The organism is Lactovum odontotermitis, assembly GCF_054658595.1.
In genome coordinates this window covers 272341-286320 of record NZ_BAAGGQ010000001.1, presented here as the reverse complement: position 1 = coordinate 286320, position 13980 = coordinate 272341, and the positions used below count along the sequence as shown (strand labels likewise).

Here is a 13980-nt window from a genome sequence, read left to right as displayed (position 1 = left end):
ATAGAGTAAGTAAAGAAGGGGCTTTAAAGCCCTTTCTTCGTTAATAGGCAGATTCGAGAAAATTTGTACAATTCTAGAAATTTGTCCTAGAAAACAGGAATTTTGTCAAAGTTATTTGTACAATTTTCCGAAAATGTCTAACTGTGATAGACAAATACACAAGTTGAATTTACTTTTATTAAGTTTAAATATTCAATATTAAAGAAGAGAAGAGGTGCAGAATTGTCTACAGAAAACACAAAATCTGAAGTGCCTGTCCTAAGTGCGAAGCACATTGTCAAGCATTTCCCGGTGGGCGGTTTTAAGCGCGGCAGGGTGGTTCATGCGACGGATGACGTCAGTATCGACTTGTATCCGGGCTATGTGATTGCGCTGGTCGGGGAGTCAGGCTCAGGCAAGTCAACGATTGCGAAGCTTTTGAGCCAGCTGATTCCGATTACGAGCGGGACGATTGAGTTGAACGGGAAAGTGGTCAATACACGCTCCAGGCACAATTTTAAAGAGTTTACGCACGAAGTGCAGATGATTTTTCAGGACCCTTTCGGTTCACTGAATTCGATTCATACGGTGCGCTATATTTTGGGACGTGCGCTGCAGATTCATAAAAAAGGCCTGCGCGGCGAGAAACTGGAAGCAGCTGTAATTGAGCTCCTGCAGCGGGTGAAGCTGACACCGGCGGAGCGCTACATTGATAAGTTTCCGCATGAGCTCTCCGGCGGTCAGCGCCAGCGTGTTTCGATTGCGCGGGCTTTGGCGGCAGAGCCGAAAGTTCTGCTGGCGGATGAGCCGATTTCGATGCTGGATGTTTCGATTCGTCTGGGAATTCTGAATTTGCTCAGAGATTTGCGGGATAATGACGGGATTGCGATTTTGTATATCACGCATGATGTGGCTTCGGCCCGTTACTTTGCGGATGAAACGCTGGTAATGTATGCGGGGCGCGTGATTGAGCGCGGGCAGTCAGAGATGGTGACGCAGCATCCGGCACATCCCTATACTGACCTGCTGGTCAATTCCGCACCAGACCCTGACCATTTCAATGCGCTGCGCGGTGAGGCCCATGGTGAGGCGCCGAGTCTGATTGACCCGCCGTCGGGCTGCCGTTTTCGTACGCGTTGCCCATTTGCCACAGAGCTTTGTGCGCAGGAAGTACCGCCGACGATGAGCGCAGCAACGGGGCAGGAAGTCTCCTGCTGGCTTTATACGGACAATCCGGGAGCCATGGTCAATATCGGCACGGAGGGCGAATTGGCCACAATTCATGATATGGATTTGTCCGAAGAGGTGCTGGCCAAAATTGAAAAAAATAAGGAGGCAATCCGATGAAATTTTTTCTACGAAGAGCAGCTTTTTATCTGGTGACGGCCTGGGCGGCTGTAACGCTGAATTTCTTCATTCCCAGGCTGATGCCTGGTGACCCTGTTCAGGCGCTGATTGCGCGTTATCAGGGGCAGATTTCAGTGGATGCGGTGGACTCTTTGCGTAAGTTGTTCGGTCTGCAGGAGAATGTGCCGCTTTGGCAGCAGTACTTTGAATACTGGGGAAAGCTGTTTCACGGGGACTTGGGTGTTTCGCTCCAGGCTTTTCCGACGCCCGTTTCAACCATTATCAAAGAATCTTTGCCTTGGACGATTGGTTTGGTCGGCGTGGCGACGATTATCGCCTTTGTGATTGGAACGATTATCGGAATTATTCTAGGCTGGCGACGCGGAACGAAGTGGGACGCTTTGATTCCGATTACGACTTTCTTCTCGTCAGTGCCCTATTTCTGGATTGGCCTGATTGCCATCGGCGTGTTTGCAACGGGTCTGGCCTGGTTCCCGCAGGGCGGCTCTTATTCGATTGATACGATTCCTGGCTTCAACTGGCCTTTTATCTCGTCGGTGGCCTACTACGGCTTCCTGCCGGCTCTGACGATTGTCTTGAGCTCAATGGCCGGCTGGATTCTGGGGATGCGCAATATGATGGTGACGGTTTCGTCGGAGGATTATGTGACGGTGGCCCATGCGAAGGGCTTGCGCGAATCTGTGGTCATGTTCCGTTATGCGTCGCGCAATGCGATTTTACCGCAGGTTTCCGGATTTGCCTTGTCGCTCGGCTTCGTCGTTTCCGGTACTTTGGTTATGGAACAGGTCTTTAACTATCAGGGAATCGGCTACCGTCTGCTGCAGGCGACGAATAATCATGATTACCCGCTGATGCAGGGAATTTTCCTGGTGATTACTTTATCGGTTCTGGTGGCGAATATTCTGGCAGATGTGGTTTATGCGCTGCTTGACCCGCGGACGCGGAAGGAGGGATAAGATGGCTGAGCAAAAAACTGAAATTACTGAAACAATTGAATCAACTGAGGAAGTCCAGATTGAAAAGAAGCAGCACATGGTCTTCCTGCGCAACAAGAAGTCAATTATCGGCTTAAGCATCTTTGCTTTCTTTGTCCTGGTGGCTATCTTCGGTCCGATTTTCGCGCCTTTTGACCCGAATGAAACTTCGACTTTGGCCAATGCGGCGCCGTCGGCTGCTCATTTTCTGGGCACGACCAATGTCGGGCAGGACATTTTCTCGCAGATTCTGGTGGGAACACGCGGTGTCATGGTGGTGAGTCTATCCGCGGGTGTGATTGCAACTTTTCTGGCGGCGATTATTGGCGTAACGGCCGGCTTCTTATCGGGCTGGGGCGATGAAATCATTTCTATGATTACCAATATTTTCCTGGTCATTCCTGGTCTGCCTTTGATTATCATCATCATGGGGACGATGCAGAATGCCGGGCTGGCTGCGATTGTGCTGGTCATTTCATTGACTGGCTGGGCCTGGGGGGCACGTGTGCTGCGCTCGCAGACAATGTCGCTGCGGACGCGTGATTTCATTGAAGCGGCGCGTGCGAGCGGCGAATCAAGCTGGCGGATTATCATTTTTGAGATTTTACCGAATTTGACGGCGATTTTAGCCTCGACTTTCATTGGAACGGTAACGGCGGCAATCATGTCGCTGGTCACGCTGTCTTATATCGGCATCATTCCGCCCTCGGACTGGTCTTGGGGCACGGTGCTCTATTATGCGCAGAATAACGGTGCTTTTACTTCCGGCCAATGGTGGTGGTATGCGCCTGCCGGTCTCTGTGTCGCCTTTCTAGGCATGAGTCTGGCACTTATCAATTTCGGCATTGATGAATTTGTCAATCCGCGTCTGAGAAATACTGGCATGAATGCCGGCTTGCTCAAGAAACGCGGGATTCGTCCGCGCGTCGGCTTTACACCGATTGCTAATACAAGCCATGACAGCAGCGGAAAAGTTATTAAGAAGCAGGAGGTCAAGTCATGACAGATTTTTCAAAAGCGGAAGTAATCCTGGAAATTAAAAATCTGAGTGTCGACTACGGATACACTGAAACTGCCGCTCACGTCCTGCGCGGTGTGAGTCTGACGCTCCATGAGGGCGAAGTGCTCGGTCTGGCCGGTGAATCAGGCTGCGGCAAATCCACTCTGGTTTACGGTGCCACTCGCCTGCTGCCGCCTCCAGGCCTGATTTCCGGCGGTGAAGTCTGGATAAAAGGCCGAGGCGGCGAGCGGCGGGATTTGCTGACGCTCAATGACAAAGAGCTGCGTGACCAGCGCTGGGTAGATGAGGCCGTTGTTTTTCAAGGTGCCATGAATTCGCTCAATCCAGTTTACAAAATCGGCCGTCAGATTAAAGACGGCATTCAGGCGCACCGTCCGGACTGGGACAAGAAACAGCTGCAGGAGCGGGCCGAAGAGCTGATGGACATGGTCGGCATTTCACCGGACCGTCTGGAGTCTTTTCCGCATCAGCTTTCCGGCGGCATGCGCCAGCGTGTCATGATAGCCATGGCTCTGGCGCTTGAGCCGAAAGTTCTGATTATGGACGAGCCCACAACCGCGCTGGATGTAGTCATGCAGCGGCAGATTGTCGAGCAGATTACTGAGTTACGTAAAAAACTCGGCTTTGCGGTCATTTTCATCACGCACGACATGTCGCTGCTGATTGAAATTGCCGACCGAATCGCCATCATGTATGCCGGTCAGATTATCGAAGACGGTCCTGCCATGGACTTGTACAGGCACTCGCGCCATCCATATACGCGCGGTTTGATTGATTCCTTCCCGCCTCTGCACGGTCCGCGCCGTGAACTCGGCGGAATCCCAGGCACACCGCCGGATATGGCAACTCTAGGTAAGGGCTGTCCCTTTGCTGAGCGCTGCCCATTTGTACAGGACGAGTGCTGGAGTTATGAAGTCAAACTGGAGCCGAGCGGTATTGCCGGAGATGAGGAAAATCATCAGGTAGGCTGTCTGCTCTATGAAGAGCTGAAAAATGGTAAACCATTGCCGGAAAAACTGGCAAAAGACTATAAATAATAAAACTGTCAGATGTTTTTGGAAAACGAGTATGAAAGAAAAAGATTTACATATTTTGTTCGAGTCAATGACTCTTGAGGAAAAACTCGGACAAATGACACAGACGACGGGCGAGCATTTTTTAGGCAAAAAATTCGCAGAAGAACTCGTCGTCACAGGCCCGACAATGGAAAATCTCGGCTTCAATTCCGAGACCATCCACATGATTGGCTCAGTGCTCGGCGTTTCAAGCGCCAAAGCTGTCAATGCAGTACAACGGGCCTACCTGGCCAAGAGCCGCCTGCAGATTCCGCTGATTTTCATGCATGATGCGATTCACGGCTATCGGACAATCTTCCCGATTCCGCTCGCTCTGGCAGGCACTTTTGAGCCAGAGCTTGTAAAAGAAGCAGGAGAATTGACCGCACGTGAAATGCGGGCCTCAGGCATTCAAGCCGACTTTTCGCCTATGACTGACCTCGTAAGGGATGCCCGCTGGGGCCGCGTCATGGAGAGTTTCGGAGAAGATGCGCTTCTCTCCGGCAGAATGGGTCAAGCCATGATTGAAGGCTACCAGGGCTCAGACAATGGACAGATTACAGATAACCATGTTGCCGCCTGCCTCAAGCACTTTGCCGCCTATGGCGCGCCGGATGCCGGCCGTGATTACGCCAGTGCCGACATGAGCAACAAGGAATTCTTCGGATTCTATGCCAGACCCTATGAGCTCGCTCTGCAAGCCCATCCGAAAATGGTAATGGCCTCATTTAACTCCATAAACGGAGAACCTGCAACCGCCAGCGAACAGCTGCTGAATGACATTTTAAGACAGCGCTTCGGATTTGACGGCCTGCTGATTTCCGATTGGGGCGCAGTGGCAGAGCTGCAGAATCACGGTGTGACCGCAGATGAAAAAGAAAGCGGCGAGCTGGCAATGAAAGCCGGCATTGAGATTGAAATGGTTTCAAACAGTTTTCTGAAATACGGCACAGAATTTGCAGAAAACTCACCCGAACTGCTGCAGAAAATTGACCAGGCTGTCTGGAAAATCCTGAGCCTGAAAAATGAGCTGGGACTATTTGAAAATCCTTATGTTGACGAAGCCGAAGAAAAAGTCGTCATCCGCTCAGAAGAAATCATCCGAAGCGACCAGAAAATCGCCGAAGCCTCCTGTGTGCTGCTGAAAAATGAAGACAAATTGCTGCCTTTGTCCAAAGACCAGATGCTCCTGATTATCGGCCCTTACGCGAAAAGCCAGGAACTGCTCGGCAACTGGAACTGTAAAGGCCGGACAGCTGAGACAGTTTCAGTTGAGCAGGGATTCAAAGCACTGTCAAACCAGGTTTATGCCTACGAGTATTTAGACGAAGTACCAGAAGATGTTCTAAAAGCAGTTTCCAGCGTCATCGTCACAATCGGCGAAGCCTGGGACAAATCAGGCGAAGGCCACTCTTCCGTCAATCTGGAGCTCGAAAACGCCCAGCAGTCGCTCATCTTTGACCTGAAAGCCCTCGGCAAAAAAGTCATCGGTCTCGCCTTTGCCGGGCGTCCCCTGGCCCTCGAATCCGTGATAGCCGACCTCGACGCCCTGCTCTGGACCTGGTACCTCGGCAGCGAAGCAGGAAATGCCATTTCCTCGCTTGTCTTAGGGGAGCAAACGCCGACAGGTCGGCTGGCCATGAGCTTTCCGCGCGTCACTGGCCAGACACCGCTTCGTTACAACGAACTGCGCTCGGGCCGCCCAGCCAATGCCAGCAGCTACAGCAGCCGTTACCAGGACTTGGAAATCGGCCCGCTCTTCCCATTCGGCTACGGCTTACGCTATGGCGCGGTCAAAATTGAAAATATTAGGACATCAAGTCCAATTATCAGTGATGATTCTCCCGTAGAACTCAGCCTTGAAGTCACAAATGAGAGTAAATACGAGACCTCAGAAACACTGATTCTATTCATGGAAGACCCGATTTCAAAACTTGTACGCCCTGTCCGGGAACTCATTGATTTTCAGAAAATTCCATTGAAAATCGGTGAAACAAAGACAGCAAAATTTGAAATCAAAACAGAAGATTTGGCCTACATTAACAATCAAGGGCAAAAAGCTCTGGAAAATGGCACCATTAACTTTTACATCAACGATTTGACACAAGTTCTGGCGACGATTGAGGTGAAAAATTGAAAAACGAGACAACATCAAACACAAAAAAGTTTCCTGAGAATTTCCTCTGGGGCGGCGCCGTCGCTGCCCATCAGATTGAGGGCGCCTACAACGAAGACGGCCGCGGCCTCTCCATCGCTGACGTCATGACCGCCGGCAGCAACGGCACCGAGCGCGAAATCACAGACGGCATCCAACCGGGAAAATATTATCCGAATCACGAAGCAATTGACTTCTACCACCGCTACAAAAGCGACATCCAGCTCTTCCGCCAGCTCGGCCTGAAAGCTTTCCGGACCTCCATTTCCTGGAGCCGGATATTCCCGAACGGCGACGATGAGCAGCCGAATGAAGCCGGCCTGAAATTTTACGACGACCTGTTTGACGACCTCCTTGCCAACGGCATCGAGCCCGTCATTACCCTGTCGCACTTTGAAATCCCCTACCACCTCTACGAAAAATACGGCGGTTTCCGCAATAAAAAGTTGATTGACTTTTTCGTCAAATATGCCGAAGTTGTCATGAAACGCTACAAAAACAAAGTCAAATACTGGATGACCTTCAACGAAATCAATAACCAGGCAGATGACCAGAACCCGCTGCACGTCTGGACCAATTCGGCCATGAAAATCTCCAGTGTCGAAGACAAGGAGGAAGTCGTTTTCCAGGCCGCTCTGAACGAGCTCATTGCGTCAGCCAAGGTTGTCAAGCTCGGGCATGCCATCAATCCCGACTTTCAAATCGGCTGCATGATGGCCTATGTGCCGGTCTACGCCTATTCCTGCGCCCCGCTAGACGCCATGGCCGCACTAAAAGTCATGGAGCGCCGCTATTTCTTTAGTGATGTCCATGTTCGGGGACATATTCCGCGTTATGCATTGAACAACTGGAAAAGAAAAGGCTTCCGGATTGACTACAGCGAAGAAGAGCTGAAAGCACTGGCTGAAGGGACGGTTGACTACATTGGTTTCTCTTACTACATGTCGACCACAGAAACCACGCTGTCTGAAATTGCCGGTCAGCCGATTCCTGATTTTCCAGAGGCTAAACTGGCCCGAAATCCTTACATAAAGGCCAGCGACTGGGGCTGGCAGATTGACCCGGTTGGTCTGCGCTACATTTTGAATGCAGTCTATGAGCGCTACGAAAAGCCGATGTTCATCGTCGAAAACGGCTTCGGCGCCTATGATAAGAAAGAAGCGGACGGCAGCGTCCATGACCAGTATCGGATTGATTACCTGAAAAGTCATATCGAGCAGATGGAAAAAGCCGTCAACGAAGACGGTGTCGACTTGATTGGCTATACACCCTGGGGAATCATTGATATAGTCAGCTTCGGCTCCGGCGAAATGGAGAAGCGTTATGGTATGATTTACGTAGATAAAGACAACCAGGGTCACGGCACACTTGAGCGCAGCCTGAAAGACTCTTTCGGCTGGTATCAGACGGTGATTCGGGAAAATGGGCTATAAAGACAGGAGAGGATTTTATGTACATTGCATTTGACATTGGCGGAACAAGCATTAAATATGGACTTGTCGGTGATGATGGCGAGATTTTAGAAAAGGATAAAGTACCGACACCACTGGAAGAAAAAACTTTTCTGGCCGCATTGACCGAAAAAGTCAAAGATTTTCAAGGAAAATATACGGATATCCGCGGCATCGGAATTTCGGCGCCAGGAGTGCCCTCAAAAGACGGTGTCATGACCCTTTTCGGTGCATTGACAGACTTATATGGCCTACCCTTGCAGGCACGCTTAAACGAACTGACAGGCCTCCCAGTGGCTATTGAAAACGACGCCAATGCAGCAGCTATCGCCGAGCACTGGCTGGGCGGCGCACAGGATTTGGCCGACTATATCACAATCGTTGTAGGAACCGGCCTAGGCGGCGGAATTGTCCAAAACGGACAAGTCTATCACGGCGCACACGGTGCAGCAGGCGAAGTCGGCTGGCCGCTCTACCACGGCCGCAACCGCGCCGGAAATCTGGAGTGGTGCTCTGAAACCTTCCGCTCGCCGACCGTGCTCGGCCTCATGCGCCGCTACAATAAGGCAATGGAGTCTCTCCATCAGGAGGAAACCGACGATACGCCTGCCGTGCTGGCACTGGCCGAATCGGGTGACACGACGGCTTTCAACATTTTTGACGAATTTGTCGGCGATTTAGCCCAGAACCTGCTCAATCTGACAGCCGTTTATGACCCAGAGGCCATTCTCATCGGCGGCGGCATTTCAGAAAATCCCTACTTTATGGACGCGCTGCAAAATAAATTCTCCGCTTTTATAGAGCGCCATGAAGCCCTGTCACGTCTGAAATCTTACGGTTTACTGGGAGAAATCCGCCGCGCCGAATTAGGCAACGACGCCGGCATGCTAGGCGCAGCTTACATCATCAAAACGAAGCTGGGCCAATAAGCAATGTACGAAGTCCAAGCAGATTCACGCGAAAGCTATTTTGCAGCGGCAGCCAAGCGGGAAACAGACTTACGCAAATTTGATAAATTTGTCCAGAAAGCCGCACCAGGACTGAAGCCCTATTTTCACCCAGGGACACCTGCCGGACAGCCAGGCATGCGCGTGAAACTGCTAGGCTACGGCGAAACATTTTACTCGGCCGCTGACGGAAGTCCGGTTGAATGGCCGGTAATCGCTGTGGCTCTGCAGAAAAACTATATCAGCGTCTATGTTTTCAGTGAAGTGAATATTTCAGAGTTTATCGGCAAACTCGGCGAGCATAAAGCCGGCAGGAGAAATAATTTCTCTTTCGTGAAATTCGATGATTTACAGCTTAATCCTCTTGAAAAATTACTCAAAAAAGCAGAATACATCTACACGAAATCACAAAAATCACAAACGTAACAAAGTGTTGCCAAATGCAGCACTTTTTGCTAAAATAAAATCATCAATTCATTGGAATCTGCTGTTTTACACGCCTTTTCAAAAGGTCTTATTATTTATAATTATCAATCAAAGAGAACATATGTTTGAAGCTAAAAATATCAGTCAGCTGAATGAGCTTGAAACCCAGGTATTCAATGCCCTGGTTAAAGACCCGAACCGTTTTTCTAAGTTGACGATTCGCCATTTCGCTGAAGAATTGCACCTGTCAACCTCGACCATTGTGCACACCTACAAAAAGCTCGGCTTCGACGGCTGGACTGAGCTTAAGTATTACCTCATAGCACAAGGGACACAGCGTACGCCTGAAGAGCAGCACTATGACAACATGCTGGAGTTTTCTTTTTTCCTCAAGCGCTTGAACAGCGAAGCTTATCAGGAGCGCATCAACCGCGCGGCTAAAATGATAGCGGCCGCTGACTACAGTGTCTTCTGCGGCGTCGGGACTTCCGGCTCACTCAGCGATTACGGCAGTAAATACTTCGTCAACATCGGCCTGTGCGCCTTTGCGATTCCAGACCCCTTTCAGGCGATACAAATCAATGGAAACAAAAATATTGTCGCCCTTGTCCTGTCCGAGTCCGGCAACACAGAGCAGGTGGTCAATAAAACCATTGAGTTTAAAAGCGCCGGCGCCAAAATCATCACCATCACGAACAACGAAAACAACAGTATTGCCAAATTGGCCGACATAAGATTATCTTATAATCTGGCCGATGAGTGGTCGAAGCAGTACCCGCTGGGAAATCTGACCACGCAGCTTCCCACATTGGCCATTGTTGAAGCACTCGCTCATAAGGCAATTATTACCCAAATTGAAGAAAATCTTAAGGAATAGACAGAAAATCTAATCTTTAATTTCTTATAATATATTAATTTTCTAATAAATTAATATTTCAAATATTCCCCCAAAAAGCGCTTAACTACGCGATTTAATCGAATTTAACTTGTTTCTAAACAGAGAAACAAGTTTTTTTTGATTTTTTAAACTTGCAAAATTTTAAAGAAAACGGTATCATTGGATTGTACCAATTTAAGAAAGGAAAGTTGACGGCAACAACGTCAATAAATGATTAATATGGCAGATAAAATTATCGCACTTGCCTGCTCCGCAGGTATGTCCACCTCACTCCTCGTATCCAAAATGCAAAAAGCAGCCGAGGCTGAGGGAAAAGATTATGAAATCTTTGCAAAATCAACATCTGAAGCAGAAGATATGCTTCATGCAACACCAAAACCAGACGTACTTCTCTTAGGCCCTCAAGTTGCCTACGAAAAGAAACGTATCGGCGCCATGGGTGCAGAACTGGGCGTTCCGGTTGACGTTATCAACATGCAGGACTACGGCCTCATGAAAGGCGAGAAAGTTTTGAAATTTGCTGAAGGCTTGATGGGAATTAAATAATATGGCAGATAAATACGAAAACCCGACCAGTGACGAATACATGGAAGTTGTCATGGGCATCATCATGGCAGGCGGCAACGCCAAAGGCTTGGCTTTCAATGCCATACAGCAGGCAAAAACAGGTGATTTCAAAGCGGCCGAAGAGTCATTGAAAGAAGCCAGCGATGCTTTGAAAGACGCACATGATGTTCAGACAGACCTTCTGACGCGTCTGGCCCGCGGCGAGCAAATCGGCTGGAACCTCTACATGGTTCACGCACAAGACCATCTAATGACAGCTATCACTTTCAAAGACATGGCTGTTGAAACAGTTGAGCTTGAAAAACGCCTATGGGCATTGGAGCATAAATAATCATGGGAAAACTCGGAATTTCTATTTATCCTGAGCGCTCAGACTATGAGGCAGATAAAGCTTATCTTGATTTGGCTCACAAATACGGATTCAAGCGTGTCTTTACAAGCCTTTTGGAAATAAAAGGCGACAAAGATGAAGTTCTCGCTGGCTTCCGCTTACCAATTGACTATGCCAACAGCCTCGGCATGGAAGTGATGATTGACATCAACCCAGCCCTGTTTGAACAATTGGGAGTCAGCTATGATGATTTAAGTTTCTTCAACGAGCTTGGTGCAGACGGCGTCAGACTTGACCTCGGATTCACAGGAGCAGAAGAAGCCAAGATGACGCGCAACCCCTACGGCCTCAATATTGAAATCAATATGAGCCAGGGCACAAGCTACGTCGATAACATCATGGACTTCAACCCAGACCGCAGCCACCTTTACGGCTCGCACAATTTCTACCCGCACCGCTATTCAGGACTTGAGTACAATCACTTCCTGCGCTGCACTGACAAGTTCAACAAATACCGTCTGAACACAATGGCTTTCATCAATTCACATGCAGCCACATTCGGCCCCTGGCCGACACAAGACGGCTTATGCTCATTGGAAGACCAGCGTGATTTACCGGTTGCCACCCAAGTCAAGTGGTACAAGCTGATGGACAACATTGACGATTTGACCATTGCCAATGCTTATGCCAGCGAAGAAGAACTCAAAGCCATGTCTGAAGCATTCTTTGCAGACATGCCTGAGATAAAAGTCGTGCCTCGCGAGACAATCACCGAGGACGAAGCGGCCTGCTTATTTGATAACATCCACAGCTACCGCGGCGACCGCTCAGCATACATGCTGCGCTCAACCCAGACACGTGTCAAATATAAAGACCTGCCGTTCCCGGCGCATGACTGCGAGCAAATCAGCCGCGGCGACGTCCTTATCGACAATGTCGGCTACGGCCAGTACAAAGGCGAGACACAAATCGCGCTGAAAGAAATGAAAAACGACGGCCGCGTCAACGTGGTCGGACGCATCTCAGATGACGAGCTTTTCCTGCTTGATTATCTGCAGCCTTGGAGCAGCTTTAAACTCATCAAGGCATAAAATTGTTTGTATATAATTCGGAATTAAAAAATACAGACATACTAACTTTTGGTAATAATTTATTATTATAAAAAAATTTTTTAGGAGGTTTCTATGAACGGAATTACCGCGTGGATGGAGAAATATCTCGTCCCCGTCGCAGCTAAAATCGGATCCCAAAAGCATCTGGTTGCACTGCGTGACTCATTCATCGGCATGCTGCCGTTGACACTGGCCGGTGCGTTTGCAACAATGATTAGCGCAATCATTGGTACATTCCCGCAAGCCATTCAACAGCTCAGTCTCGGAGGAGAAAAATTTCAGACTCTCTCGGCTGAGCATCCTGAACAGCTTTGGACATTGGCGAAAACACCGGTATTCGAGCAACTCAATGGAATTGCAGGGCTCGTAAATACAGGAACATTGACGATTATAGGTCTGATTTTCGCATTTTCTTGGGGGTTCAATCTTTCCAAAGCTTATAAAGTCAACGATCTTGCTGGTGGACTGCTTGGTGTTGCAACGTTATTTGCAGGTCTTCCTGATATGAATGCCAAGATTACAGCGGCACTCGGTACAAGTAAAGCTGGCGTAGCAGCAGCAGGTAAAGTTTCTACGATGCTTGGAAACGAAGGCTTTGCCTCATGGAAAATGCTCTTTGCTGGGGGACAACTTGACGCCGGTGCATATTTCACCGTCATGATTATGGTTGCCATTTCTGTCATTATCTATGCGAAACTGATGCTGGCTGACATCACAATCAAGATGCCTGATACAGTACCACCTGCAGTAGCTACAGCTTTCCTTACAATCATTCCTACCATCATTGGTCTGTTCGTATCATCCGTTATCTATTATATCTTTAACATAGCAACAGGTCATCCATTAGTTTATCTGATTGGTGAGTACATTGCAAAACCGTTCCAGGCTTTGTCACAAAATATTTTCTCTGTCTTGATTGTGTCACTGTTTGTTTCTATTCTTTGGTTCTTTGGTATCCATGGTCCAAACGTTCTTGCGCCAGCACTTGATGGTATCTGGGGTCCTCTTGGTCTCTGGAATAATCAGATTTATAAAGAGTTTGGTATCTCTGGTATTCACGATTTGATTTCCAAAGGAGCAACTTCAGCGTCTAAGGCTATTGATGGTAACTATGTCAATATGTGGGTGCGTGGTTCTTGGGATGCATTCTCTTGGTTCGGCGGTTCTGGCGGTACGATTACTTTGGTTATTGCAATCCTTGTCTTCTCGAAACGTCAGGACTACAAAGTTGTTGCACGTTTGGGACTCGCGCCAGGCCTTTTCAACATTAACGAGCCTGTCCTCTTCGGTCTTCCTATCGTGTTGAATCCTGTATTCGTGATTCCATTTACGATTGCTCCACTCATTTCTGTTATCATCGCTTATGGTGCGACGATGGCGCATTTAGTCAACCCAGTTGTACTGCAGACTGTATGGGTTACTCCGCCAATTTTGAACGCTTATATGGCAACCGGTTTTGACTGGCGTGCTATTATCCTAGCAGTTATTAACTTGGCTATTACTTTCTTCATTTGGGCACCATTTGTTATCTCCGCGAATAAGTTGGAGGAAGCAGAGCTTGAATCTGAAGAAGCAGTATTGGATTAATGATCTAACTCATAGTTGAGGTATATGAGTTGAAAAATTTGAGAATCAAGGAATGTATATTTCTTGATTCTTTTTTATATTTTAATTGATTGTTTTTATAAGTTTTTGT

Annotated in this window: 13 protein-coding genes; all 13 read left to right on the top strand. The window is 48.6% G+C overall.

Going from position 1 to position 13980, the window contains the following annotated elements; genetic code table 11:
- The first annotated feature begins 222 nt into the window (after positions 1-222).
- The 13 genes from ACYQ2E_RS01330 to ACYQ2E_RS01270 all read left to right on the top strand — a co-directional run bounded on the left by ACYQ2E_RS01330 (position 223) and on the right by ACYQ2E_RS01270 (position 13871).
- Positions 223-1326 (top strand): ABC transporter ATP-binding protein, encoded by a 1104-nt coding sequence (locus ACYQ2E_RS01330; protein ID WP_460016244.1) that lies wholly within the window; start codon positions 223-225, stop codon positions 1324-1326.
- Positions 1323-2303, top strand: coding sequence for an ABC transporter permease (locus ACYQ2E_RS01325; RefSeq protein WP_460016243.1), 981 nt, complete (start codon positions 1323-1325; stop codon positions 2301-2303). Before ACYQ2E_RS01330 ends, ACYQ2E_RS01325 begins: the two co-directional genes overlap by 4 nt.
- A gap of 1 nt (position 2304) precedes the next feature.
- Positions 2305-3324: an ABC transporter permease gene (locus ACYQ2E_RS01320; RefSeq protein ID WP_460016242.1), complete on the top strand. Its 1020-nt coding sequence runs from the start codon at positions 2305-2307 to the stop codon at positions 3322-3324.
- On the top strand, positions 3321-4379 hold the full coding sequence (locus ACYQ2E_RS01315; RefSeq protein ID WP_460016241.1) for an ABC transporter ATP-binding protein: 1059 nt from the start codon (positions 3321-3323) through the stop codon (positions 4377-4379). The genes ACYQ2E_RS01320 and ACYQ2E_RS01315 overlap by 4 nt, the downstream gene beginning before the upstream one ends.
- 31 nt (positions 4380-4410) lie before the next feature.
- Positions 4411-6534, top strand: a complete 2124-nt coding sequence (locus tag ACYQ2E_RS01310; RefSeq protein WP_460016240.1) for a glycoside hydrolase family 3 N-terminal domain-containing protein — start codon at positions 4411-4413, stop codon at positions 6532-6534.
- Positions 6531-7985, top strand: coding sequence for a 6-phospho-beta-glucosidase (locus ACYQ2E_RS01305; RefSeq protein WP_460016239.1), 1455 nt, complete (start codon positions 6531-6533; stop codon positions 7983-7985). Before ACYQ2E_RS01310 ends, ACYQ2E_RS01305 begins: the two co-directional genes overlap by 4 nt.
- Positions 7986-8002: 17 nt before the next feature.
- Positions 8003-8932 (top strand): ROK family protein, encoded by a 930-nt coding sequence (locus ACYQ2E_RS01300; protein WP_460016238.1) that lies wholly within the window; start codon positions 8003-8005, stop codon positions 8930-8932.
- Positions 8933-8935: 3 nt separating this feature from the next.
- Positions 8936-9376, top strand: coding sequence for a hypothetical protein (locus tag ACYQ2E_RS01295; protein WP_460016237.1), 441 nt, complete (start codon positions 8936-8938; stop codon positions 9374-9376).
- Between the two features lie 121 nt (positions 9377-9497).
- A complete protein-coding gene (locus ACYQ2E_RS01290; RefSeq protein ID WP_460016236.1) occupies positions 9498-10253 on the top strand; it encodes a MurR/RpiR family transcriptional regulator in 756 nt (251 codons plus the stop codon).
- Between the two features lie 240 nt (positions 10254-10493).
- Positions 10494-10820, top strand: coding sequence for a PTS sugar transporter subunit IIB (locus tag ACYQ2E_RS01285; protein WP_460016235.1), 327 nt, complete (start codon positions 10494-10496; stop codon positions 10818-10820).
- 1 nt (position 10821) lies between these two features.
- On the top strand, positions 10822-11172 hold the full coding sequence (locus ACYQ2E_RS01280) for a PTS lactose/cellobiose transporter subunit IIA (protein WP_460016234.1): 351 nt from the start codon (positions 10822-10824) through the stop codon (positions 11170-11172).
- 2 nt (positions 11173-11174) lie between these two features.
- Entirely contained in the window at positions 11175-12263 is a 1089-nt protein-coding gene (locus tag ACYQ2E_RS01275) for a DUF871 domain-containing protein (RefSeq protein WP_460016233.1), read from the top strand.
- 93 nt (positions 12264-12356) lie between these two features.
- Positions 12357-13871 carry a PTS sugar transporter subunit IIC gene (locus ACYQ2E_RS01270; RefSeq protein WP_460016232.1) on the top strand — a complete coding sequence of 505 codons (1515 nt, stop codon included), beginning with the start codon at positions 12357-12359 and terminating at the stop codon, positions 13869-13871.
- The last annotated feature ends 109 nt before the right edge of the window (positions 13872-13980 follow it).